Annotated in this window: 23 protein-coding genes; 15 read left to right on the top strand and 8 right to left on the bottom strand. The window is 61.3% G+C overall.

Going from position 1 to position 24,914, the window contains the following annotated elements; all coding sequences use genetic code 11:
* Window positions 1-37: 37 nt before the first annotated feature.
* From GCM43_RS23045 to GCM43_RS22995, 11 genes are all read left to right on the top strand, one after another.
* Window positions 38-499 (top strand): CidA/LrgA family protein, encoded by a 462-nt coding sequence (locus tag GCM43_RS23045; RefSeq protein WP_152248231.1) that lies wholly within the window; start codon window positions 38-40, stop codon window positions 497-499.
* The gene (locus GCM43_RS23040) at window positions 496-1,197 is read left to right on the top strand and encodes an LrgB family protein (protein WP_152248230.1); all 702 of its coding nucleotides are present in this window, start codon (window positions 496-498) and stop codon (window positions 1,195-1,197) included. Before GCM43_RS23045 ends, GCM43_RS23040 begins: the two co-directional genes overlap by 4 nt.
* Before the next feature lie 94 nt (window positions 1,198-1,291).
* Window positions 1,292-2,362 carry a tRNA 2-selenouridine(34) synthase MnmH gene (mnmH, locus tag GCM43_RS23035; protein WP_152248229.1) on the top strand — a complete coding sequence of 357 codons (1,071 nt, stop codon included), beginning with the start codon at window positions 1,292-1,294 and terminating at the stop codon, window positions 2,360-2,362.
* A 24-nt stretch (window positions 2,363-2,386) separates the two neighbouring features.
* On the top strand, window positions 2,387-3,442 hold the full coding sequence (selD, locus tag GCM43_RS23030; protein WP_152248228.1) for a selenide, water dikinase SelD: 1,056 nt from the start codon (window positions 2,387-2,389) through the stop codon (window positions 3,440-3,442).
* Window positions 3,443-3,471: 29 nt separating this feature from the next.
* Window positions 3,472-4,338, top strand: a complete 867-nt coding sequence (locus GCM43_RS23025) for a putative selenate ABC transporter substrate-binding protein (protein WP_152248227.1) — start codon at window positions 3,472-3,474, stop codon at window positions 4,336-4,338.
* Window positions 4,339-4,465: 127 nt separating this feature from the next.
* The gene (locus tag GCM43_RS23020) at window positions 4,466-5,278 is read left to right on the top strand and encodes a phosphonate ABC transporter ATP-binding protein (RefSeq protein WP_152248226.1); all 813 of its coding nucleotides are present in this window, start codon (window positions 4,466-4,468) and stop codon (window positions 5,276-5,278) included.
* 8 nt (window positions 5,279-5,286) lie between these two features.
* The gene (locus GCM43_RS23015; protein ID WP_152248225.1) at window positions 5,287-6,099 is read left to right on the top strand and encodes a PhnE/PtxC family ABC transporter permease; all 813 of its coding nucleotides are present in this window, start codon (window positions 5,287-5,289) and stop codon (window positions 6,097-6,099) included.
* Window positions 6,096-6,893, top strand: coding sequence for a phosphonate ABC transporter, permease protein PhnE (gene phnE, locus GCM43_RS23010; protein WP_152248224.1), 798 nt, complete (start codon window positions 6,096-6,098; stop codon window positions 6,891-6,893). The genes GCM43_RS23015 and phnE overlap by 4 nt, the downstream gene beginning before the upstream one ends.
* 26 nt (window positions 6,894-6,919) lie before the next feature.
* A complete protein-coding gene (locus tag GCM43_RS23005) occupies window positions 6,920-7,285 on the top strand; it encodes a hypothetical protein (protein WP_152248223.1) in 366 nt (121 codons plus the stop codon).
* A 32-nt stretch (window positions 7,286-7,317) separates the two neighbouring features.
* Entirely contained in the window at window positions 7,318-7,959 is a 642-nt protein-coding gene (locus GCM43_RS23000) for a hypothetical protein (protein ID WP_152248222.1), read from the top strand.
* Between the two features lie 32 nt (window positions 7,960-7,991).
* Window positions 7,992-8,489 (top strand): GNAT family N-acetyltransferase, encoded by a 498-nt coding sequence (locus GCM43_RS22995; RefSeq protein ID WP_226929627.1) that lies wholly within the window; start codon window positions 7,992-7,994, stop codon window positions 8,487-8,489.
* Window positions 8,490-8,501: 12 nt separating this feature from the next.
* Here the strand turns inward: GCM43_RS22995 and GCM43_RS22990 are convergent, their stop codons facing one another.
* The 7 genes from GCM43_RS22990 to cyoA form a co-directional block, all read right to left on the bottom strand.
* Window positions 8,502-9,041: a response regulator transcription factor gene (locus GCM43_RS22990; RefSeq protein WP_152248221.1), complete on the bottom strand. Its 540-nt coding sequence runs from the start codon at window positions 9,039-9,041 to the stop codon at window positions 8,502-8,504.
* Window positions 9,028-10,359 (bottom strand): ATP-binding protein, encoded by a 1,332-nt coding sequence (locus GCM43_RS22985; protein ID WP_413770982.1) that lies wholly within the window; start codon window positions 10,357-10,359, stop codon window positions 9,028-9,030. Before GCM43_RS22985 ends, GCM43_RS22990 begins: the two co-directional genes overlap by 14 nt.
* Before the next feature lie 22 nt (window positions 10,360-10,381).
* The gene (locus GCM43_RS22980; RefSeq protein ID WP_152248220.1) at window positions 10,382-11,188 is read right to left on the bottom strand and encodes an SURF1 family protein; all 807 of its coding nucleotides are present in this window, start codon (window positions 11,186-11,188) and stop codon (window positions 10,382-10,384) included.
* Complete coding sequence (gene cyoD, locus GCM43_RS22975) at window positions 11,185-11,595, bottom strand: cytochrome o ubiquinol oxidase subunit IV (protein WP_152248219.1); 411 nt, start codon at window positions 11,593-11,595, stop codon at window positions 11,185-11,187. The genes GCM43_RS22980 and cyoD overlap by 4 nt, the downstream gene beginning before the upstream one ends.
* Window positions 11,592-12,227 carry a cytochrome o ubiquinol oxidase subunit III gene (gene cyoC, locus GCM43_RS22970; protein ID WP_152248218.1) on the bottom strand — a complete coding sequence of 212 codons (636 nt, stop codon included), beginning with the start codon at window positions 12,225-12,227 and terminating at the stop codon, window positions 11,592-11,594. The genes cyoD and cyoC overlap by 4 nt, the downstream gene beginning before the upstream one ends.
* On the bottom strand, window positions 12,220-14,220 hold the full coding sequence (gene cyoB / locus GCM43_RS22965; RefSeq protein WP_152248217.1) for a cytochrome o ubiquinol oxidase subunit I: 2,001 nt from the start codon (window positions 14,218-14,220) through the stop codon (window positions 12,220-12,222). The genes cyoC and cyoB overlap by 8 nt, the downstream gene beginning before the upstream one ends.
* Window positions 14,221-14,310: 90 nt before the next feature.
* The gene (gene cyoA, locus GCM43_RS22960; RefSeq protein ID WP_152248216.1) at window positions 14,311-15,294 is read right to left on the bottom strand and encodes a ubiquinol oxidase subunit II; all 984 of its coding nucleotides are present in this window, start codon (window positions 15,292-15,294) and stop codon (window positions 14,311-14,313) included.
* Window positions 15,295-15,509: 215 nt separating this feature from the next.
* Here cyoA and GCM43_RS22955 point away from each other — a divergent pair, with 215 nt between their 5' ends.
* The 4 genes from GCM43_RS22955 to GCM43_RS22940 all read left to right on the top strand — a co-directional run bounded on the left by GCM43_RS22955 (window position 15,510) and on the right by GCM43_RS22940 (window position 22,611).
* Window positions 15,510-16,856: an MFS transporter gene (locus GCM43_RS22955; RefSeq protein ID WP_152248215.1), complete on the top strand. Its 1,347-nt coding sequence runs from the start codon at window positions 15,510-15,512 to the stop codon at window positions 16,854-16,856.
* 209 nt (window positions 16,857-17,065) lie between these two features.
* Complete coding sequence (locus tag GCM43_RS22950) at window positions 17,066-20,557, top strand: response regulator (RefSeq protein WP_152248214.1); 3,492 nt, start codon at window positions 17,066-17,068, stop codon at window positions 20,555-20,557.
* The gene (locus tag GCM43_RS22945; protein ID WP_152248213.1) at window positions 20,557-21,417 is read left to right on the top strand and encodes a CheR family methyltransferase; all 861 of its coding nucleotides are present in this window, start codon (window positions 20,557-20,559) and stop codon (window positions 21,415-21,417) included. The genes GCM43_RS22950 and GCM43_RS22945 overlap by 1 nt, the downstream gene beginning before the upstream one ends.
* Window positions 21,418-21,420: 3 nt before the next feature.
* Window positions 21,421-22,611, top strand: coding sequence for a hybrid sensor histidine kinase/response regulator (locus tag GCM43_RS22940; protein WP_152248212.1), 1,191 nt, complete (start codon window positions 21,421-21,423; stop codon window positions 22,609-22,611).
* A gap of 97 nt (window positions 22,612-22,708) precedes the next feature.
* On the opposite strand, the gene GCM43_RS22935 is transcribed toward GCM43_RS22940, so the two are convergent.
* Window positions 22,709-24,781: a TonB-dependent receptor gene (locus GCM43_RS22935; protein ID WP_226929625.1), complete on the bottom strand. Its 2,073-nt coding sequence runs from the start codon at window positions 24,779-24,781 to the stop codon at window positions 22,709-22,711.
* Window positions 24,782-24,914 lie beyond the last annotated feature (133 nt).

The raw sequence follows: 24,914 nt of genomic DNA, 5'->3' as shown, positions 1-24,914 counted from the left end.
TGTCTACAATCAAGACTTCCTCTCAAGAGACTTCATCATGCAACGCGCTCTTTCATCCACTCTTCCACCTGCCTTGCTGTCGCGCTGGCGCCAGCCCGTGCTGACGGCCTGGCAGGTCGGCCTGCTGATCGCCGGCTGGTGGCTGGCGGACCAGGCCAGCAGTGCGTTGCAGCTGCCGTTTTCGGGCGGCGTGACGGGCATGGTGCTGCTGGTGGGCCTGCTGCTGGCCGGCTGGGTGCGCCCAAGCAGCGTGGAACTGGGCGCCAACTGGCTGCTGGCCAATATGCTGCTGTTCTTTATTCCGCTGGTGGTGTCGGTGGTGCAATTTACCGACCTGCTCAAGCAGCAGGGTCTCACGCTGTTTCTCGATATCGGCATCGGTTTTGCGTGCGTGATGCTGGCCACGGCGCTGACGGTGGAATGGGTTTGCCGGCTGGAACGCCAGTTGCGTCTGAACAAACTGCGGCGCCAGCGCGCCCGGCGCAAGGCGCGCGCATGAACACACTCCTGGTCTCGCTGCTGTTCCTGCTGCTGACGCTGGTGCTGTTCTATGCCAACGTGGCGCTGCACCGGCGCCGTCCGCACTTTCTGCTCACGCCGGCGATCTGCACCTCGGCCATCCTGATTGCCATCGTGCAACTGACTTCGACGCCGTTTGCCACCTATTTTGGCGAGACGCACTGGCTGCCGTGGCTGCTGGGTCCGGCAACGGTGGCCTTTGCGCTGCCGATCTACCAGGAGCGCGCGCTGATTCGCAAGCACTGGCTGGCCCTGTCGCTGGGCAGCTGCGCCGGCATCGTCGCCTCGGTGGCGGCCACCGTGCTGCTCGACCGGCTGCTGGGTGTGCATGGTGACATGGCACGCAGCCTGCTGGCGCGCTCGGTGTCGACCCCGTTTGCGCTGGAAGCGTCGCGCCATCTGGGTGGTTCGGCGCAACTGACGGGGATCTTCGTGATTGTCACCGGCCTGTTCGGCCTGATGCTGGGCAAGCCGCTGCTGAGGCTGCTGCCGCTGCGCATGCGCATTGCCCGTGGCGCGCCGTATGGCGCGGCAGCGCACGGTTTCGGCCTGTCGGTGGCGCGCCGCGTGGGCGCCGAAGAAGGCGCCGTGGCCAGCCTGACCATGATCTTTTCGGGCGTGGTGACGGTGCTGCTGGCGCCATTGCTGTCACCGCTGCTGGCGCACTGGCTGCGCTGAAGGGTGCGTCTGCCCCTGGCGGGCACACGCCATCGACGTTTATCGGAGATAATTACGGATAATACTTCTTACCGTTCTCCAACACCCTGCCCCGATGCGCTATCCCGCCGTTGTTCCGTTTGACCAGCTACTGCCGCAATTGGCGGACTTTGACGCCATTATTGATGTGCGCAGCCCATCCGAATTTGCCGAAGACCATCTGCCGGGCGCAGTCAACCTGCCGGTGCTCGACGACGACGAGCGCGTCAAGGTGGGAACGCTGTACAAGCAGACCAGTGCTTTTGAAGCGAAAAAGCTCGGTGCGGCGCTGATCGCCAAAAATATCGCCCGCCATATCGAAACGCATTTCCTCGGCCACCCGCAATCGTGGCGCCCGCTGGTTTATTGCTGGCGCGGCGGCAACCGCAGCGGCGCCATGGTGCATATCCTGGCGCGCATCGGCTGGCCCGTGACCCAGCTTGACGGCGGCTACAAGGAGTACCGCCGCCATGTCAATGCCGAACTGGCCACGCTGCCCGGCGCCTTTGATTTCATTAACGTATTGTGCGGCCCCACCGGCAGCGGCAAGAGCCGCTTGCTGCAGGTGCTGCATGGCCAGGGCGCGCAGGTGATCGATCTGGAAAAGCTGGCGCGCCACCGTGGCTCGGTGCTGGGCGGGCTGACCGACGCGCAGCAGCCGTCGCAAAAAGCGTTTGAAAGCAGCTTGTGGCAGCAGCTGCGCAGCTTCGACCCCGCCAAACCCGTCTTTATCGAGTCCGAAAGCAAGAAGGTCGGCCAGCTGCGCGTGCCTGATGCGCTGATGGAAAAAATGCGCGCCGCCGATTGCACCGCCGTGCAGCTCGATACCGAACACCGCGTGCAACTGCTGATGGACGACTACGGCCATTTCGTGGCCGACCCGGCGCGCCTGAATGTGCAACTGGCCCTGCTGACCCAGTTGCACGGACGCGAGAAAATCAGCCGCTGGCAGCAGCTGGCGCTCGATGGCCGCATGGCCGAACTGGTGCAGCAGTTGCTGGTCGAGCATTACGACCCGGTCTACCTGCAATCGATACGACGCAACTTCAGCCGCTACGCCGAGGCTACGCCACTGGTGCTGTCCGATATTTCGAATACTGCTTTTGAGCAGGCGGCGCGCGCCTTGTGTACTATCGCTAAGAATTGATTTACTGAAACATAGGATACCCTCATGTCAGATAGCCATACCCCTCCGATTCGCTTGACCGAATTTGCTCATGGCGGCGGCTGTGGCTGCAAGATTGCGCCCGGCGTGCTGGCCGATATTTTAAAAGGCAGCGGCGGCTTTCCGCTGCCCAAGGAACTGCTGGTCGGCATCGAAACATCCGATGACGCCGCCGTCTACCAGTTGAACGACGAGCAGGCGCTGATCGCCACCACCGATTTCTTTATGCCCATTGTCGATGATCCGTTCGACTTTGGCCGCATTGCCGCCACCAATGCCATTTCCGATGTGTATGCGATGGGCGGCACGCCGATCATGGCGCTGGCCCTGGTCGGCATGCCGATCAACAAGCTGCCGGTGGAAACCATTGGCCTGATCCTGCGCGGCGGCGAAAGCGTCTGCGCCGAAGCCGGCATTCCGATTGCAGGTGGCCATACCATCGATTCGGTCGAACCGATCTACGGCCTGGTGGTGCTGGGCCTGGTGCATCCGTCGCAGGTCAAGCGCAATGCCGGCGCGAAAGCTGGCGACAAGCTGGTGCTGGGCAAACCGATTGGTGTGGGCATTTTGTCTGCCGCACTGAAAAAGAACGCGCTCGACGCAGACGGCTACAGCTCGCTGATCGGCAATACCACCAAATTGAACACCCCCGGCAAGAAACTGGCCCTGCTCGATGGCGTGCATGCGCTGACCGATGTGACCGGTTTTGGCCTCTTGGGCCATACGCTGGAACTGGCGCGCGGCGCCAAACTGCAGGCACGCCTGTCGCTGGGCGCCGTACCGCTGCTGCCGCAGGTGCGCCAGCTGGCCGACAACGGCAATATCACGGGCGCCTCGCACCGCAACTGGCAGGGCTATGGCAGCGAAGTGCAGCTGGCCGGCAGCGTGAGCGAGATCGACCGCGCCATCCTGACCGACCCGCAAACGGCCGGCCCGCTGCTGGTGGCCTGCGCGCCGGAAGCGGTCGAACAGGTGCTGGCAATTTTCCGCGATGAAGGCTTTCTTGACGCAGCCGTCATCGGCGAAATGAGCGCCGACGGCACTGGCGTGGCAGTCAACTGAATCTGATACTTTCAAACACAAGGATAAACATGAACACTTCCACCAAACTGAACGCCGTACTGGCCACCGTGGCCGCCACCCTGGCCATCCACAGCGGCATCGCGCAAGCCCAGCAAGTGCTGCGCGTATCGGCCATTCCCGACGAAGCGCCGACCGAACTGCAGCGCAAGTTCAAGCCGCTGGGCAATTACCTGGAGAAAAAACTGGGCATGAAGGTGGAATTTACGCCTGTGACCGACTATGCCGCGTCGGTGGAAGGCCTGATCAACCACAAGCTCGACATGGTCTGGTTTGGCGGCTTTACCTTTGTACAGGCCAACGTGCGCAGCGGCGGCAAGATTGTGCCGCTGGTGCAGCGCGAAGAAGACACCAAGTTCAAGTCGGTGTTCGTCACCACCAGCAAGGACATCAATACCCTGGCCGACCTGAAGGGCAAGAACTTCACTTTCGGCTCCGAATCGTCGACTTCGGGCCACCTGATGCCGCGCTATTACCTGCTGGCCGCCAAGATCAATCCTGACGCCGACATGAAGCGCATCGCCTTTTCCGGCGCGCATGACGCCACCGTGGCGGCCGTGGCCGGCGGCAAGGTCGATGCCGGTGCGCTCAATATTTCGGTATGGGACAAGCTGGTCGAATCGAAAAAGGTCGATCCGGCCAAGGTGCGCGTGTTCTACACCACGCCAGGCTACTACGACTACAACTGGAGCGTGCGTTCGGACATGAACCCGGTGGTGCGCCAGAAGCTGACCGACGCCTTCCTGGCGCTGGACGCCTCCACGCCTGAAGGCAAGGAAATCCTCGACCTGCAGCGCGCCACCAAATTCATCCCGACCAAGGCCGAGAACTACAAGGACATCGAAGCGGCTGCGCGCGATGCGAAGCTGTTGAAATAATCCCGCCAATTGAAGAAAAATCGTAGGTCGGATTAGGCGCGCAGCGCCGTAATCCGACAACATTGTTAGCATCAGCGGTGTTGTCGGATTACGGCCCTCTGGGCCTAATCCGACCTACCCACACTGCATGACATACCACCTCACCAAGCTCAGCGTCCACCATGCCGGCGCCGCCAGCAATACCCTGGCGCTGCGCGAACTCGATCTCGATATCGTCCAGGGCGAACAGATTGCGCTGATCGGCCCGTCTGGCGCCGGCAAGACCAGCCTGCTCCATACGCTGGCCTGCGCGCTGCAGCCGGCTTCCGGCACGCTCGCCGTGCTCGGCGTGCAACCGTGGCAGGTGGCCAGCGCCGAGCGCCACGCCTTGCGCCGGCGCCTGTTCCTGGCGCCGCAAACGCCACCGCTGCCACCGCGTCAGCGCGTGGTCAACGCGGTGCTGGCCGGCCGGCTGCCGCAATGGAGCTTGTGGACGGCGATGCGTTCGCTGTTCGTGCCGCTCGATCCGCGCGCCGCCTGGCAGGCGCTGGGCAAATTCAATCTGCAAGATAAACTCTACGCGCGTGTTGATCGGCTGTCCGGCGGCGAACGCCAGCGCTGCGGCATGGCGCGCGCACTGGTGTCGAACGCCGAAATTTTCCTGGTCGATGAACCGCTGTCGGCGCTCGACCCGACGCTGGCGCAGCAGACCATCGAGGTGCTCAAGGCCGAAGCGCAGGAACGCAATGCCACGCTGATCTGCAGCCTGCACCAGGTTGAAATCGCGCGCAGCAGCTTTGCGCGCATTATCGGCCTGCGCGATGGCCGGATCGTGTTCGATGCGCCGAGGCACGACGTCAGCGACGCCATGATTGCCGCGCTGTACCGCAACCAGGCCGACCCTGCGCCTGTGTTTGATGCCGTCGAGCCGGATTTGCAAGCTGCGAGGCCGCGTTGCTAGCGTCAGCCATGCCGCGCGACCCGGCCTGGCGCAACCGTCTGACCATCACCGTCGTGGCGGTGCTGGTGCTGTGGCCGATGCTGGTGCAAGCCGAATTCAAACCCTGGATCTTGTGGGACGAGCAGAGCCTGGGCGCCACCTGGCAATTTCTATCCAGCTTTGTGCCGCCCGCGCATTCCAGCGAGTTCCTGCAGATCGTGGCCGTCTCCACCTGGGAAACCATCGCCATGGCCACCGCCGGCATGGCTCTGGCCATGCTGGGCGCGATTCCACTCACTTTGCTGGTGACCGACCGGCTGTCGGTGTCGCGCATCGGCAGCGGCAAGGTCGCGCCGATGGCTGCCGCCATCCGCCATGGCGTGCGCGCGCTGCTGGTGCTGCTGCGTAGCGTGCCCGAGCTGGTGTGGGCGCTGCTGCTGGTGCGCATTGTCGGCCTGGGACCGACGGCCGGCGTGATAGCGATTGCCCTCACCTACTGCGGCATGCTGGGCAAGGTATACGCGGAAATCCTGGAATCGTCCGATGCCCAGGCCTGCAACGCCATTTTGCACAATGGCGGCGGGCGCATCCAGGCGCTGCTGTATGGTGCGCTGCCCGATGCGGCGGCCGAACTGGTGTCCTACTCGGTCTACCGCTGGGAATGCGCGATACGCGGCTCGGTGGTGATGGGCTTTGTCGGCGCCGGCGGCCTGGGCCAGCGCATGGATGAATCGATGAAGATGATGGCCGGCAGCGAACTGTCGACCATGCTGATGGTGTTCGTGCTGCTGGTGGCCGGCGCCGATGCGGTCTCGGCCATGCTGCGCAGGAGGCTGGCATGAGGCATGAAACTGATTTGCCCCAGCCGGCGCCGGTGCGCTGGTCGACCTGGTTGCTGCTGGCCGGCTTGGCGGCGCTGGTGGTCGGCAGTTTTGCCAGCCTGCCGTTGAAATGGCGTGATTTTTTCAGCAGCGAAGCCATGGCCAGCACGCTGGACTTTCTGCATGGCTTTGCGCCGCCTGAACTGTCGCCCGGCTTTCTGTCCAAGGTCGGCGTGGCCACGTTTGAGACGCTGGCCATGTCGGCCATCGGTACGGTGATTGCCGCCGTGCTGGGCTTTGTGCTGGCACTGCCGGCCAGCGGACGCCTTGGCCCCGTGGCGCGCAATCTGACGCGCGGTGTACTCAACGTGCTGCGCTCGATACCTGAACTGGTGTGGGCCTCGATTTTGCTGATCGCCGCCGGCCTGGGGCCGTTTGCCGGCACGCTGGCGCTGGCGTTTCACACAGTGGGCGTACTGGGCCGCCTGTTTGCCGATGCATTTGAGAACTGCCCGCCCCTGCCGGCGGCGACCTTGCGTATCAACGGCGTGCAACCGACTGCGGCGTTTTTGTACGCTACCGTACCGCAGTGCAGTCCACAAATGATGTCTTATACGTTGTACCGCTGGGAAAACAATATTCGCGCCGCCGCGATACTGGGCGTAGTTGGCGCAGGCGGCTTGGGACAGATGCTGAAATACCATCTGTCGCTGTTCCAGATGCAGCAGGCAGCGACCGTGATCGTGGCCATGCTGCTGATGGTGGCCAGCGTGGACGGCCTCAGTTACCTGCTGCGGCGCGCGATGACACGTTAATAATGCAATGAAAAGATGGAGGCACGATGCTGGGCTGGTGGACCGTCGTAACAACTGAAACACTCGAACAACGCAAACAGGCTGGCGGCAACAGCAAGGAAATGACGCTGGCAACCTGGGATGCCGGCCTGGGCGGCATGGACTGGATCATCAATCTGTGCAAGGCCGGCAAGGCAACCCAGCATTCGTCGGGCGGCTATCCCAACCGCTTTACGGCGCTGGCCAGCGAGCTGGTGCCGCTGCTGGAAAAAGGCATTGCCGAGAACCCGGGCGTGCGCTTTGGCGGTGACACGCCAACTGGCTGGAAAGGCAGCATTACCGTGCATCCCGAACGCATTGCCGCCTGTTCGCCGCAGCAACTGCTGACGGTGGAAGTGTGGGATCAGTCTTGAGCCATCAAATTTATCTATCAAGGAAACGTATCATGGGATTGGCAATATCCGTCGGCGTCATGGCCGAAGTGCTGCAGGAAGACCCGGAAGGCGCCGTCGCGCTGGCCGCCTCGATCGAGCAGGCCAATGCGGCCCTGCGCCTGGCCGGGCTGCCGCCGCACGAAGAACCGGCACGGCTGCCCGAGCTGAAGTCGCGCGCCGCCATCGAATCATTTCCCTACAGTTTCCTGCACCATCTGCGCCGCGCCTACGCTTATGCCCGGCAAGACGGCCAGTGGCGCGCGACGCCGGTGCCGGAAGGTGAAGACCCGAGCGACGACCCGGTACTGGAAGCGGAAGCCGACATGCTGAGCAGCCATCTGCTCTGCCATTCAGACTGCGAAGGCTATTATTTCCCGATCGTGTTTGACGATATTGTGTTTGCCGACGAGACCATGCCGATACTGGGCGGCATGCTCGGTTCGTCCTACCGGCTGCGCGAGGAACTGGTAGTGGCCGCGCCGGCGCTGGGCATCTTCCTGCTCAACGAGCAACTGAGCGACGACGAAGCCGAGCGCATCAATGCGCGCATCGACATCGAAGCACCGCTGCATCGGGAGCTGGTGGCGTGGCTAGCCATTTTTGAAGCGTGCCGCTTGAGTATCGAGCACAAGACGGCCATCATGTTCAACTAGGGGTTTCATTGACCAGCTCATTGAACAACTCATTGGCATCACCACTGACGGTGCGCGTCTGCACGCCTGGCGACTGGCGCGCCTTGAAAGCGGTACGCCTGGCCGCGTTGCTGGACGCACCGACAGCGTTTGGCGTTACTCACGCCAGCGCTGCCGCCTACACGGACGCCGACTGGCAACAGCGTGCACAAAGCGCGGCCGAGCGCGCCTACGTGCTGGCGTTTGATGGCGATATGGCAGTCGGGCTTACGGCCCATGCGCAGGCCGGCGACGGCGCCTGCCATCTGCTGGGGATGTGGGTGGCGCCAGCCTGGCGCGGCAGCGATGCGGCAAGCCGGCTGGTGGCGCTGGCAAAACAGCGGGCGATGGACGCCGGTCACGCGCGCATGGTGCTCGATGTAGCGCCGGAAAATGCACGCGCGGCCGCGTTTTACCAGCGGCAGGGATTTGTTTTTACGTCGCACCGCGAAGCGCTGGAAAGCCATCCGCACATCATGCTGCAGCAAATGGCTTGCCAGCTTCAGGCCTGAATTAACTCACACTCATTTCACGCGCTGCTTTTCCAGCTTGCGCGCCAGCGTGCGCCGGTGCATGCCCAGCCGGCGCGCCGCTTCCGAGATATTGAAATCGGTCTCGGCCAGCATTTCATGGATGCGTTCCCATTCGAGCGTCTTGATATTGGTGGCGCGGCCGGTCAGCTCGATCTCGGCGGTGCCGGCCACATGGCCGAACGCCGCTTCGATATCGTCGGTATTGGACGGCTTGGCCAGGTACTGGCAGGCGCCCAGCTTGATCGCCTCGACGGCGGTATTGATGCTGGCGTAGCCGGTCAGCACCACGATCAGCATCTCTTCGTTGTGCTGGTGCAGCAGTTGTACGCAAGACAGACCCGAGGTACTGCCATTGAGTTTCAGATCCACCACCGCATAATCGGGGCAATGCTGTTCCAGCAAGGCGTTGACTTCGTCGAGGTTGGTGGCCAGGATGACCTGGTAGCCGCGCCGCTCGAACGAACGGCCCAGCGTGCGGGCAAAGGCCGCGTCGTCCTCGACGATCAGCAACAGGCGGTCATCTTGCTGCATGGTTCACACTTTCTCTTTCAAATTTGATGGCGGCCAGCGGCAGCGCCAGATGCACGGCTGCCCCGCCCTGCACGCGGTTGCGGGCGGTGACGGTGCCGCCCAGCGTGCGCGCCACGTTGACGACCAAAAACAGCCCAAGGCCGCCGCCCGGCTTGCCCTTGCTTGACTGGTAAGGCTTGCCCAGGTGGGCCAGCATCGACGGCTCGAAACCGGGACCGGCATCGGTCACCACCAGGTGCAGCGCATCGGCTTCGCGCGTGGCCTCGAAACGCAGCCAGTCGGGCGACGCTTCGAGCGCATTGTCGAGCACATTGCAGATGGTCTGTTTGAGGGTGGAATCGAACACCACCGGCACATCGAGGTCGATACGGTTATCGTACTCGAAAGCGCGGATCGGGCGGCTGTCGCGCCATTCCTCGACCAGATCGTTCAAAAAGGTATTGATGGTGGTTTTCACCGACGACTCGCCGCGCGCTTCGCCGGCCGACAGCAAGATGCCGCTGACGATGCTTTTACAGCGCTGCAGCTGCGCCTGCATTTCGGTAATTTCTTCCAGCAGTTCGGCATCCTGACTCAGCGACGGCATGCGGCGCCAGTCGCCAAGGATTACCGACAAAGTGGCCAGCGGCGTGCCCAACTCGTGCGCGGCGCCCGAGGCCAGCAAACCCATGCGGATAATGTGCTCCTCTTCAGCGGCGCGCTGGCGCAGGTCGGCCAGCTTGGCGTCGCCGGCGCGCTGGTTGCGGTTGATGCGCGTAATAAACATCACCAGCAAGGCGGCATTGAGGAAAAAGCAGATCAACAGGCCCTGTACATACAGGCTGGCAAAGCCGCGCTCGGGGTCGATCGGCAAAATGAGCGGGCTGGGCAGCAAGGCCAGGCCGGCCAGACACAGGCCGGTGATCGCCACCATGATCCAGGTCGACCACACTTCCAGCAGCACGGCGCTGAGGATCACCTGCAGCAAATACAGAAAGACAAACGGGTTGCTGATGCCGCCGCTCAGGTACAACTGGGCGGTCAGCACGGTCACGTCAACCAGCAGGGCCAGGAACAGCGCCGTATTGGACACCGGCTGGCGCTCATGCCAGCGCAACAGGCTGGCGAGATTAAAGGCAATCAGGCAGGACAGCACTTCGAGCATATACGGCACCGGCAAGGCGATACCGAGGCCCACGCCGACGCCGAAGATGGTGGAAATCTGGCCGATCACGGCCAGCCAGCGCAGCTGGATCAACAGCTTCATGTTCTGATGGCCAGCCGGATGCTCGATCACGGCCTCTACCGTCCCGCGTTCCAGCACTTCGCGGTTCGGCACGATTTTCACCTTGCTGTCCACCCTAGCCCTGTTCCTGCTGTGCAGGGGCGCGGCGGCGCTTCCTGTCCTCGCGCACGATCCACCAGCTGATGCCGGCCACCATGAGGGCCAGTGCAAACCAGGTCAGCGCATAGACCAGGTGACTGTTGGCAAAGCGGATTACCGTCAGGCCGCCGACCGGCGCATCGGCTGCGCTTTCCAGGCCCTTGGCCGCATCGACAAAGTATGGCGCCGTGTTGGCCAGTTCATGCGAAGCAGCAATCGCGGCCACGTCGCGCGAATACCATTGCTGGGTCGCCGGGTTGTTTTCACGCAAAAAGCCGCCGCGCGGTTCGGTCATCCGCAGCAGGCCGTCGATGGTCACTGTGCCGGGCGGCGTGCTGGCGGCAATGCTGGTACGTTTGGCTACAAAGCCACGGTTGACCAGCACGGTCGAACCATCTGCCAGGCGCAAAGGCGTGATCAGCCAGTAGCCGCTGCCAAGCTCGGTCGTTGCCTGCACCAGGGTGTTGAATATGGGGAGATAGATGCCGGACAGTCGCACATGGCGGTATTCGTCCGATTGGTGGGTAATGCTGGCCCATGCTGCAGGACCAGGTGCGTCCGTGGCAGGTGCATGGACACGTTGTTCAACGCGCTCGATCAGGTCCAGCTTCCATTGCAGTCGCTTGACTTGCCAGGTTCCCAAAGCGCAGAAACCGGCAAACAGGATCGCCGCGAGCACCGCCAGTGCATAACGAATGGCGGTGCCACGCGGGCCTGGAGCGGCATCGGACGATGCCGCTCCAGGGGCGCGCCCGATATTGCCTGGGCGCGGTTGACTCATCATGAAGCCGAGTTCATGTTCATCTCGGGCATCATGCTAGGCATCATGTTGGTGTTCATGTGGTACATCACCCACAGCGAACCAGCCATGGCGATCACCACGATGATGACCGTGAAGATCAGCGCCATCATGTTCCAGCCGCCTTCGGACTTGGCGTTCATGTGCAGGAAGTACACCATGTGCACCACCACCTGAACGGCAGCAAAGGCCAGCAGGACCAGGCCCAGCGTGCCCGAGTTGCTGATGGTCTTGTTCATCACCAGCCAGAACGGAATGGCCGTCAGAATCACCGACAGGATAAAGCCGATGCTGTAGCTTTTCAGGCTGCCATGGTCATGCGCATCGTGGTGGTGGCTGTCATGGCCGTGGTCGTGGCCATGGTGGTCGCCGTGTTGATTGTGGCCGCTCATGGCAGGACTCCCATCAGATAAACAAAGGTAAATACACCGATCCAGATCACGTCCAGGAAGTGCCAGAACAACGACAGGCACATCATGCGGCGACCGTTTTCAGGCGTCAGGCCATGCTTTTTCAGCTGGAACATCAGCGTCACGAGCCAGATGATGCCGAAGAACACGTGCAGGCCGTGGGTACCGACCAGCGCGAAGAACGACGACAGGAAGGCGCTGCGTTGCGGACCGGCGCCTTCATGGATCAGGTGCATGAACTCATACATTTCCAGCGACAGGAAGGCTACGCCGAACAGACCGGTGATGCCCAGCCACAGCAGCGTGCTGCCCAGCTTTTTGCGCTGCATGGCCAGCATGGCAAAGCCATAGGTGATCGACGACAGCAGCAGCATGGCCGTATTGACGGCCACCAGCGGCAGGTCGAACAGTGCCGCGCCGGTCGGACCGTCAGCATAGCTGCGGCCCAGCACGGCGTAAGTGGCAAACAGACAGGCGAAGATCAGGCAATCGCTCATCAGGTAGAGCCAGAAACCCAGCAGGCTGCTGTTTTCCGGATGGTGCTCGCGCACAAAGTATTGCTTGCGCAGGGCGGCGCCAGCGGCGCCGGTGTTATGGACGATGGTTTCAGACATGGCTGCTCAGCAATTTAGTGTAAGCGTCTTCGGTGCGAACAACTTCTTCGGCCGAAATGTAGTAATCGCGCTTGTAGTTAAAGGTGTGGACGATGATGGTCACCATCATGACCAGGAAGCCGATACCGACCACCAGCCACATTTGCCAGATAATGCCGAAGCCCACTACCGCTGCCAGTGCCGAGATCACGAAACCTGCCCAGGTGTTCTTCGGCATATGGATTTTCGTGAAGCCCGAGGTTGGACGCTCGTAGTTGTGCTTTTTCATGTCGGTCCATGCATCGAGTTCATGCACTTGTGGCGTGAAGGCAAAGTTGTAATCTGGCGGTGGCGACGAGGTCGACCATTCCAGCGTACGGCCGCCCCATGGGTCGCCGGTCACGCGCAGTTTTTCGCGGTTGCGGTAGCTGACGATGAATTGCATGATCATGCTGCCGATACCAAGCGCGATCGAGACTGCGCCAAACCAGGCGATGATGGTCCAGATTTGCAGCGATGGATCTTCGAAGTGGTTCAGGCGACGCGTGACACCCATCAGGCCCAGGACGTACAGCGGCATGAAGGCCAGGTAGAAGCCGACGAACCAGAACCAGAACGAGCATTTGCCCCAGAACGTGTCGAGCTTGTAACCGAATGCTTTCGGGAACCAGTAGTTGATCGCAGCGAACACACCGAACACCACGCCACCGATAATCACGTTATGGAAGTGGGCGATCAGGAACAGGCTGTTATGCAGCACGAAGTCGGCTGGTGGTACGGCCAGCAGCACGCCGGTCATGCCGCCGATGGTGAAGGTGACCATGAAGCCGATCGTCCACAGCATTGGCAGTTCGTAGCGGATACGGCCACGGTACATCGTAAACAGCCAGTTGAAGATCTTCGCGCCGGTCGGGATCGAGATGATCATGGTGGTAATGCCGAAGAACGAGTTGACGCTCGCACCCGAACCCATGGTGAAGAAGTGATGCAGCCATACCAGGTACGACAGGATCATGATCACGCAGGTGGCGTACACCATCGAAGCGTAGCCGAACAGGCGCTTCGAGCTGAACGTGGCAACGACTTCCGAGAACACGCCGAAGATCGGCAGCACCAGGATGTAGACCTCAGGGTGACCCCAGATCCAGATCAGGTTGACGTACATCATGGCGTTGCCGCCAAGTTCAGTGGTGAAGAAGTTGAAGCCGGCGGTGCGGTCCAGGCCCAGCATGGCCAGTACGGCGGTCAGCACAGGGAAAGCTGCAACGATCAGCACGTTGGTGCACAGTGCGGTCCAGGTAAAGATCGGCATGCGCATCCAGGTCATGCCAGGTGCGCGCATCTTGACGATGGTGGCGATCAGGTTGACCCCGGACAGCAGTGTCCCGACCCCCGCAATCTGCAGCGACCAGATGTAATAGTCTACCCCCACATCCGGACTGCCCAGAATGCCTGACAGCGGCGGATAAGCCAGCCAGCCGGTACGGGCGAATTCGCCGACGAACAGCGAAGCCATCACCAGCACGGCGCCCATGGTGGTCATCCAGAAGCTGAAGTTGTTGAGGAACGGGAAAGCCACGTCGCGCGCACCGATTTGCAGTGGCACCACGTAGTTCATCAGGCCGGTCACAAACGGCATCGCCACGAAGAAGATCATGATCACGCCGTGGGCGGTAAAGATCTGGTCGTAGTGATGGGGAGGCAGGAAGCCGGCATTGTCGCCAAAGGCGATGGCCTGCTGGGTACGCATCATCAGCGCATCGGCAAAGCCGCGCAGCAGCATGATGATACCGAGGATCATGTACATGATACCGATTTTTTTATGGTCGATACTGGTGATCCAGTCGCGCCACAAGGTACCCCAGACGCGGAAATACGTCAGCGCCGCGACCAGCGCGATGCCGCCCAGGCCGACACCAGCAAAGGTCGCCAACAGGATAGGTTCGTGAAATGGAATTGCATCCCAAGTCAGACGGCCGAATATAAGCTTCGTCAGATCAATATGGTCTAGCATTGTTACTCTCAGAGAAAAAAGGGAGGCGCCAGTCAAACGGCGCCAGTATCTGCAGCATTAAAACACGTTGCTGCGCGATTCATGCAGTTGTTACTTGGCCTGAACATCCTTTTCAACCGCTGCGTTCGCTGCCACGACTGCCGTGGCAGGTGCGGCCGCGGTCTCTGCCGCTGCCAGCTTGTACGGCTGGACCGGCGTCACGCACAGCGCGTCGGACACGATGGTGCGGTTCAGGATGGCCTTGTACAGATCGACCGGCACATTGCTGTAGCGGCGCACCGGATCGCGTTCGCTCGGCTTGGCCAGCGCCAGGTAGTCGTCGCGGTTGAGCGCGCCGCCGCCTGCACGGGTGGTGGCAACCCATTTGTCGAAGTCTGCATCATTGACGCCATGGAACTTGAAACGCATGCCCGAGAAACCGGCGCCGCTGTAGTTCGCCGAGAAACCGTCATACACGCCAACCTTGTTCATCACTGCGTTGAGCTTGGTTTCCATGCCTGGCATGGCGTAGATCTGGCCGGCCAGTGCTGGAACGAAGAACGAGTTCATGACCGACGAGGCGGTGATCTTGAAACGGATTGGACGGTCGACCGGCGCATAAAGTTCATTGACCGAAGCAATACCTTGCTCCGGATAGATGAACAGCCATTTCCAGTCCAGCGCCACGACTTCAACGATCATCGGCTTGGTGCTGGCCGGAATCGGACGGTTGGCGTCGATACGGCTCAATGGACGGTATGGGTCCAGCGTATGGGTGCTGATCCAGGTCAGCAGGCCCAGCACGATAATGATCAGCAGGGGCGCGCCCCAGATAATGAGCTCGAGGCGGGTCGAGTGGTCCCAGTCCGGCTCATATTTGGCCGCGGTGTTGTTTTTTCTGTAGCGCCATGCGAACAGCAGGGTGAGAGCGATTACCGGAACGATAATCAACAGCATCAGCAAGGTGGAAATGACGATCAGATTACCTTGTTGAATGGCGATATCACCGGACGGGTTCAGTACCACCGTATTGCAACCTGCCAATAAGGTCAGTGGTAACAGCGCCAGTCCGTGACGAGCTTTTAATGAAAACATACAGGAAAATCCAGTACAGGGGATGAAGATATGGTACTTTATTCCCACTGGAGCACAATGGCAATTGGACGTTTTGTCCACCCCTGCGCAGATTCTCGCTCTGCTGCTTGGGAACAGTCCTACAGCTACTGTGTGCATAGTCCTACTCCGGGCGTGAGACACCTGGGGTAAGTTACATGTTGTCGAACTCGAAACAATTAATAGAGAGGCTCATCATGTCCAGCACGCGCATCCACAGCGGCGACGTCCCCGCTGATTTTTCCCCCCACTCCCTGCGCGACGCACGCGGGGCCGGCACGGTCGAGTCCCATATCGACCCCGGTGAGATCGCCGTCGGCGTGATCATCGGCCGCGCCTCCGAGTACTTTGACTTTTTTGTCTACGCCATTGCATCGGTGCTGGTGTTTCCGCAGCTGTTCTTCCCGTTCGAAGAACGCCTCGAAGGCACTTTGTACTCGTTCCTGATCTTCTCGTTTGCCTTTATCGCCCGCCCTTTCGGCACCGTGATCTTCATGGAGATCCAGCGCCGCCTCGGCCGCAGCACCAAACTGACCATCGCCCTGTTCCTGCTCGGCGTCTCGACTGCCGGCATCGCCTTCCTGCCAACCTATTCGCACCTGGGCTTTGCCGCCATCGTCTGGCTGGCTGTGCTGCGTATCGGCCAGGGCGTGGCGCTGGGCGGTTCGTGGGACGGCCTGCCTTCGCTGCTGGCACTGAACGCGCCGGCAAACAAGCGCGGCTGGTACGCCATGCTGGGCCAGCTTGGTGCACCGGTCGGCTTCCTGATCGCTGGCGGCCTGTTCTGGTACATGCAGGTCAGCCTGCCCACCGAAGACTTCCTCGACTGGGGCTGGCGCTATCCTTTCTACGTGGCTTTTGCCATTAACGTGGTAGCGCTGTTTGCCCGTCTGCGCCTGGTGTCGACCAATGAATATGCACGCCTGCTCGACGAACGCGAACTGCAGCCGGTCAGCGTGTTTGAAATGGGCCGCGGCCAGGGTCGCAATATCGTGATCGGCGCGCTCGCTGCGCTGGCCAGCTATGCGCTGTTCCATCTGGTCACGGTGTTCCCGCTGTCGTGGATCTCGGTCTACCAGACCCGTTCCGCCACCGACTTCCTGCAAGTGCAGATGGTTGGCGCCGTGCTGGCCGCTATCGGTATCGTGCTGTCGGGCCTGCTGGCGGACCGCTTCGGCCGCCGCACCACGCTGGGCGTACTGGCCGTGCTGATCGCCATTTTCAGCGCCTTCGTGCCGAGCCTGATGGGCGGCGGCAATACCGGACAGGATGCTTTTATCCTGATCGGCTTCAGCCTGCTGGGCCTGTCGTATGGCCAGGCAGCCGGCGCCGTGACGGCCAACTTCCCTGCCCGCTTCCGCTATACCGGCGCGGCCCTGACGTCGGACCTGGCCTGGCTGGTCGGTGCCGGCTTTGCGCCGCTGGTGGCGCTGGGTCTGTCGGCCAATTTCGGCCTTGCTTACGTCAGCTTCTACCTGCTGTCAGGTGCGGTGGCCTCGCTGGCCGCACTGAGCCTGAACCGGGCGTTGGAAATTCGCGACTGATATCGGTTGATTCACCTGAAAACGGCGCCAGGGCTGACCTGGCGCCGTTTTTTATTTGCTAGACGAAAACTTATGCTTCCGTGCAGAACCACCAACTTTACACGGCACTGGTATGCTATCGCCTGCCCCGTCACTTGCACCAATGACCTCAGCGGTAAAAATTGTGTTTCAGTTAAAATTGCTCACTTGAATCCTCATCTTCCATGCCGATGACTACCAATACCCCGATCGACACCTTCAGTTTCCGCCGCATTCTGGCGCGCAACGTTACCTTGCCGCTGGTGGTCGGCGTGCTCACTGCGCTGGTCTTTGTCGGGCTGATCGCCTATCTGCTGTCGGCGCTGCGCTCGGTCGAGCATTCAGAACGCGTGATCGGCAATGCCAACGAGGTGATGAAGCTGTCGGTCGACCTGGAAACGGGCATGCGCGGCTACCTGCTGACCGGCGACGAAACCTTCCTCGCGCCATTCAAGTCGGGCAAGGCCAAGATCAATGTCGAGATGACCACCCTGCTCGAGCTGGTGTCCGACAGTGCGATCCAGCAGGATCGCCTGCGCCGCATCCGCGCACTGCAGGATCAGTGGACCGAATACGCGGAAAGCGTGATCGCCCAGCGCCGTAACAATCAGGAGTTTCTCGCGCGCGTGCGCCAGGGCGAAGGCAAGCTTGAATTCGATGAAATCCGCCGCGAGTTCCTGGCGTTTCTCGGCATGGAGCAGCGCCTGCGCCAGGAGCGCAGCGATTCGGCCGAAAACGGCACGGCGATTGCCGTGGTGATTTTCCTGGCGCTGAGCCTGGGCTTGTCCGGTTTGCTGGCTTTTCTGGGACGCCGTGAATTGCTGCGCCTGTCCAATATCTATAATGCGGCGCTCGAGCAGCGCGGCAAGGACAACGAGGTGCTGCAGGAGCAGGCCTGGCTGCGCAGTGGCCAGACCGAACTGGCCGAATACAGCGCCGGCCAGCTGGCCCTGCCGCAACTGGGGCGGCAGGTGCTCGATTTCCTGGCCAACCGCCTCGATGTGGCGGTCGCGACCCTGTACGTGATGCAGGAAGACGGCAGCCTGCGCCGCGTTGCCGTGTACGGCTTTTCCGAACAAGGGCTGAAGGACCGCCAGGTATTTAATCTCGGCGTCGGCCTGGTCGGCGAGACAGCGCGTGAAAAACGCCTGAAACACCTGAAACAGCTGCCCGAGAACTATCTGACCGTCAGTTCCAGCCTGGGCCAGGGTGCGCCGCTGGAACTGGTGCTGACACCGGTCAATAACGAAGGCGCTGTCAACGGCGTGATCGAGCTGGGCTTCACCCGCCCGGTGACGCCGCGCGATATCGAATTCATGCGCCTGATCGCGGGCAATGTTGGCACCTCGCTTGAAGCGGCGCTGTATCGCCAGCGTCTGCAGAACGTGCTGGAAGAAACCCAGCAGCTCAACGAAGAGCTGGAAGTGCAGCAGGAAGAGCTGCGCACGGCCAACGAGGAACTGGGCGAACAGTCGCGCGTGCTCGAGCAGTCGCAGGCGCACCTGGAAGAACAAAAGGCGGCGCTCGAGCAGTCGAACGAACAACTGGCCATCCAGGCGCTGGCGCTGGACCAGAAAAACGTGGCCATCGGCGAGGCGCACGACCAGCTCGAAGCGCGCGCCGACGAGCTGCAGCGCGCCAGCCGCTACAAGTCCGAATTCCTGGCCAATATGTCGCATGAACTGCGCACTCCGCTCAACAGTTCGCTGATCCTGTCCAAGCTGCTGGCCGACAACAGCCATGGCAACCTGACGCCGGAACAGGTGACCTTTGCGCAGACCATTTACTCGGCCGGCAACGATCTGCTGACCCTGATCAACGACATCCTCGATATTTCCAAGGTCGAAGCCGGCAAGCTGGAACTGACGCCTGAAACCGTACAAATAGGCGACCTGCTGTCGAGCATGAAGATGTTGTTCGGCGCGCAGGCGCAGCAAAAGCAGCTGGAGTTCCAGGTCAGCCTGGCACCGGACGCTCGCGCCGAGTTGACCAGCGACCGCCAGCGCCTCGAACAAATCCTGAAAAACCTGCTGTCGAACGCGGTCAAATTTACCGACAAGGGCAGCGTCAGCCTGCGCGTTACCAATGACAATGCCGGCCATGTGCGCTTTGAAGTGCAAGATACCGGCATCGGCATCGTCGACGACCAGCAGCAGAAAGTATTCGACGCCTTCCACCAGGCTGACGGCACGACCAGCCGCCGCTATGGCGGCACCGGCCTGGGCCTGTCGATCTCGCGCGACCTGGCCGCCTTGCTCGGTGGCAGCATCGAACTGGCCAGCACACCGGGCCAGGGCAGCACCTTTACGCTGGTGCTGCCGCAGCAATGGCAGCAGCGCGCAGAAACGGCGCCGGCCACTGTGGTAGTCAAGGCGCCGGCCCCTGCTGCGGCAGCGTCGCCTGCGCCAGCGTCCACACCAAGTCCGGCCACGCCCAAGCCGGTGCCGCAAGCCACCTTCAAGGATGACCGCGACAGCGTGCCAGCGCGGCGCAGCGGCCAGCGCTCGGTGCTGGTGATCGAGGATGAACCGGCCTTTGCCGGCATCCTGTTCGACCTGGCGCACGAGATGCATTACCAGTGCCTGGTGGCGCACGGCGCCGAGGAAGGCCTGCGCCTGGCCGCCGAATACCTGCCCGACGCGATCCTGCTCGATATCGGCCTGCCGGACCGCCCTGGCCTGCTGGTACTGCAAAAGCTCAAGGAAAACCCGGCCACGCGCCATATTCCCGTGCATATCGTGTCGGGCAACGACCAGGTGCAGGCGGCGATGCAGTTGGGCGCTGTCGGCTACGCCACCAAGCCGCGCACGCGCGAGCAGCTGAAAGATGTATTCCACAAGCTCGAAGCGAAATTCACGCAGAAAATGAAGCGCATCCTGCTGGTCGAGGACGATGAACGCCAGCGCGAAAGCGTGGTGCACCTGATCAGCGACGACGATATCGAAATTACCGCCGTGGCGCTGGGCGAGCAGGCGCTCGACTTGCTCAAGACACAGATTTTCGACTGCATGATCATCGATCTGAAGCTGCCCGATATCGAAGGCAACGAGTTGCTCGAACGCATGGAGCATGAAGAACTGTGCTCGTTCCCGCCGGTGATCGTCTACACCGGTCGCAATCTGAGCCGTGAAGAAGAAGCCGACCTGATGAAGTATTCGCGCTCGATCATTATCAAGGGTGCGCGTTCGCCAGAGCGCCTGCTCGACGAAGTCACGCTGTTCCTGCATAAAGTGGAATCGGAACTGTCCACTGAACGCCAGGGCATGCTGCAGCAAGTGCGCAGCCGCGAACGCGTGTTTGAAGGGCGCAAGATTTTGCTGGTCGACGACGACGTGCGCAATATCTTCGCGCTGACCAACGCGCTGGAACAGAAAGGCGTGGTGGTGGAAATCGGGCGCAACGGCTTCGAGGCGATCAGCAAGCTCAATAGCGTCGACGATATCGACCTGGTGCTGATGGACGTGATGATGCCGGGCATGGACGGGCTGGAAGCGACACGCCAGATCCGCGCCGACGGCCGCTACAACAAGCTGCCGATTATCGCCATTACCGCCAAGGCCATGAAAAACGACCAGGAAGAATGCCTGCAGGCAGGCGCCTCGGACTACCTGGCCAAGCCGATCGACCTGGATCGCCTGTACTCGCTGCTGCGCGTCTGGATGCCGAAGATGGAACGCATGTAATGTCGGATCAGTACACGGATGCGCAGCTGGCCGAACTGATGGAGGCGATCTATCAGCGCTACAGCTATGATTTTCGTGATTACGCGCCGTCGTCGCAGCGGCGCAGGCTCAGCCATGCGCTCGAACGCTTCCATTGCGCCGATGTGGCCGCGCTGCAGCAACGCGTACTGGACGACCCGGATCTGTTCGAGCAGCTGTTGCAGATACTGACGGTGCCGGTCACGCAGATGTTTCGCGACCCGTCGTTTTTTCTGGCCCTGCGCCAGCAGGTGCTGCCGGTGCTGAAAACCTATCCGTCGCCGCGCATCTGGGTGGCCGGCTGCTGTACCGGCGAAGAAGCGCTGTCGCTGGCCATTCTGCTCAAGGAAGAAGACATGCTGGCGCGCTGCACCATCGACGCCACCGATATCAATCCGCAGGCCCTGCAGAAAGCTGCGCGCGGCGTGTATGGCCTGCATCGCATGGACGCGTATGGCGCCAATTACCGCGCCGCCGGCGGCCAGGCGCAACTGTCCGACTATTACACGGTCGAACATGAAACCGTGCGCTTTGACGCCGATTTGCTTGAGCGCATCAATTTTGCCGACCACAGCCTGGCCACCGACAGTGTGTTTGCCGAAACCCAGCTGGTGTGCTGCCGCAACGTGCTGATTTACTTCAACAAGGAACTGCAGGACCGCGCGCTGGGCCTGTTCCACGATTCGCTGTCGCACCGCGGCTTTTTGGGCCTGGGCGGCAAGGAAAGCCTGAATTTCAGCAGCTACGCCGAGCGCTACGAACCGATTGCCGGCCAGGAAAAGCTGTACCGCAAGCGCGCCATGCTGGGCCAGCGCGCCAGCAACAAAGGATTGCCAGGATAAAACATGATGACCGAGACCAGTACCAAATTATTGATCGTTGACGATTTGCCGGAAAACTTGCGCGCGCTCAATGCGCTGATACGCGACAGCGGCCGCAGCGTCTACCAGGCCTCCTCCGGCGAGGAAGCGCTGGCCCTGCTGCTCGAGCACGATTTCGCGCTGGCCATCCTCGACGTGCAGATGCCGGAAATGGACGGCTTCGAGCTGGCCCAGCTGATGCGCGGCACCGAAAAGACGCGCCATATCCCCATCGTGTTCGTCACCGCCGCCGGCAAGGAAATGAATTTTTCCTTCCAGGGCTATGAAAGCGGCGCGGTCGACTTCCTGCACAAACCGCTCGATATCAACGCCGTGCAAAGCAAGGTCAATGTGTTTGTCGCGCTGCACCAGCAGCGCATGGAGACGCGGCGCCAGGTGCTGGCGCTCGAACAGAGCCGTCAGCAGCAGGAAGCGCTGTTGCAGGAGCTGCGCGCCACCCAGGGCGAGCTGCAGCGCTCGCTGAACATGCGCGATGAATTCATGTCGATGGTGGCGCACGAGCTGCGCACGCCGCTCAATACGTTGTTTTTGGAAACGCAGATGCGTACCGTCAACCTCGAACGGGGCAACCTGGCCGCTTTTGACGCCGACAAGCTGCAAAAGATGGTGGCGCGCGATGCGCGCCAGATCCGCAGCATGGTGCGCCTGATCGACGACATGCTCGACGTGTCGCGCATCAATAGCGGCAAGCTGTCCATCCGGCGCGAAGCGGTCGACCTGACCGAGCTGGTGCGCCGCGTGGCCGACGACCTCAGCCCCGGTGCCCTGGCCAGCAACACCACGCTGCACGTGCAGGCCAGCGGCGTGATCGAAGGCCATTGGGACGCTTTCCGGGTCGAACAGATCGTTGTCAACCTGATCAGCAACGCCGTGCGCTACGGCGCCGGCCAGCCGGTCGAGATCAGCCTGTCGCAAACACCGAACAGTGCCGTAATCGAAGTACGCGACCACGGCATCGGCATCAGCAGCCGCGACCAGGAACGTATTTTCCAGGCTTTCGAGCGCGTGGTGCAGCACGACCGTACCGGTGGGCTGGGACTGGGGCTGTTTATCACCAAGCAGCTGGTCGACGCGCACGGCGGCGCCATTACGCTGCAAAGCCAGCCCGGCAGCGGCTCGCTGTTTTGCGTGACGCTGCCGCTGGCGGGACAGTAGATGCGCTATGCAGTCAGCATATCAATCTGATAAAAACCAGGTTTCTGTGCGCGCATAATGGCATGGCTGAACATCTGGAGAAGATAGTTCAAGATGTTCAGAATCGCATGGTTGCCGACACATACAACGCCCGGCCATCACCTGGCGCATGGCGTGTCACTTCGTTGGTCCACACATAGTCGTAATAGCGATTGGCGAGATTTTTCAGTTGCATATCGAGCGTCAGCGCACTGGAAACACGGTACGTGAGACCAAGATTGAGCAAGGCATAGGCGCCATACCTGGCGCCGGTATTGGCAGTCGTCAGAAAATAGCTGCCCTGCCCGTTCGCCCAGGCCGACACTTTGGTGGCGGGATCAAGCTGGAGATCATAGCCGGCCGAATAGAGATGGCCAGGTACGTGATCGATTTGCTTGCCCAGCGTGGCAGGTGCTGTCGGATCGGGTTCGACGATGCGCGTACGCTGGCGCGAATAGGCAAACCAGGCACTGTGGCGCTCGCCCTGCTGCACGTTCAGTTGCAGGTCGATGCCTTCGCGGCGGGTCTTGCCGACGTTTTCCGAGTCACCCGTCGGATCATTGAGCTTGCGCTTGACTTCACCGCTGGCATCCTGGCGCCACACGGCAATGCGGCCATCGGCCCAGGCAACCGGCCGCAATTTGATGCCCGCTTCCCAGCCTTCGTTGATCGACGCACGCAAGCGATTGGCATTGGACTGATACGCGCCCGCCCCGGCGCCAACCTGGAACGTCTTGCCCCAGTTGCCGTAGATGCTCGCCGCCTGCCACGGGCTATAGACGGCACTGAACTTGGGCTGCCGGATCAGGCCGTAATCGTTGATCGGGTAGCGCACCTGTCTCGACGGGTCGGAGAAGTCGCCCTGGACCTTGTCGATACGGTAGCCTGGCATGATTTTCAGACCGGTGACCGGCAGGAAAACTGCCTGCAGGTAGGCGCCCCAGGTATCGAAATCAAACCGCTGGTCGCGCGTAACAGCCTTGCGCACCTTGTTCTCTGTCCTGTAGCGCGGGCTGCGATCATGCTGGTGCTCGGCACTGGCGCCCACCTCGACCGACATGCCGCGCGCCCATGGCGCCGGCACTGCCTGTGGCCGGTAAGTCAGGCTGGCCAGCACGCCATAGTGGGTTTCGTCGATAACACGCTCCTGCTGCGACGCCAGCAGCGAGTAGCGCAGCCAGCGCTGGTCGCGCACGCTGTTGGCATAGGCCTTGGCAGACAGCGACAGGGCCGGGCTCAGTTCGGCGTCGAGATGGGCGCTTAACTGGCCCATGTCGCGATTGCCGCCGTCCGATTGCGCATACGCGTAGGAAGCGGTCGGCGTACGGTGCGCATCGGCGGCTTCAAGGTAGCCCGCTTCATCGCCATGGCTTTGCGTCAGGCGTGCGATCACGCCGAAGCGGGTGCGCTGGTCGTCGGTGGTGTAGAACCATTTGCCTGACAGCGTCGCCTTGTCAAAAGCGGCATTATCGCGGTATCCGGCAGACTGAAGATAGCCGACGAAGTAATTCTGCGTCCAGTTACCCTCTTCGATACCTTTGGCCAACTGCATCTGGCGGGTGCGAAAGCTGCCGTAGCTCAATCGTGCCTCACCATCATTGCCGCCCGTGCGCGTATGCACGTTGACATTGCCTGCGATATTGTGTAGGCCATAGCGCGGATCGTTGGTGCCGCGCACGATCTCGATGCGGCTGATCTCCAGCGGAAACAGCATGTCGAGGAAAGGCATGCCGCCGGCATTGTCATTACTTGGTATGCCGTCGATCAGGAGCTTGACGGCATTGACCTCGCCTTCGCCGTTAAAGCCGCGAAAAGACAGTTTGCCCGACTCGTTGCCTTGCCTGAACTGCGTCAGCATCACACCCGGTGCGCGCGTCAACAGCTCCCATGTGTGATTGACTTGCTGCTGTTCGATCACTTGCGGTGCCAGCACATCGACGGAACTCAGTATATTGCGTGACGACAAAGGGCCGCTGCTGCGGGCATGGATGTCCACTTTACCCATTTGCAGCACGGCGTCATCGCCTTGCTGTTCTTGAGCAGTGGAAAAAGTCGGTAAGGCCAGGCTACCGATTTGCGCGCACAGCAACCATACTTTTGGCGCAGTCATGCGCTGGCGACGGAAGAAAAACAGGAATTTCTGATTCAGCATACATATCCAGAGAAAGCGAACAGCCAGCCGGGGCAGGCGAACGGATTGATCTTGAGATCGCGCGTGGGCGCAGGACAGGCTACGCAAAAGCTGTCAGCGGTCAACGGCAAAGCGAGTAAAGCCTGGCCCATGA

It is taken from the genome of Janthinobacterium aquaticum (genome assembly GCF_009208565.1).
In the GTDB taxonomy this organism is placed as follows: Bacteria; Pseudomonadota; Gammaproteobacteria; order Burkholderiales; family Burkholderiaceae_D; genus Janthinobacterium.
The sequence above is the reverse complement of the archived record's forward strand: the minus strand, read 5'-3'. Positions and strand labels throughout refer to the sequence as shown.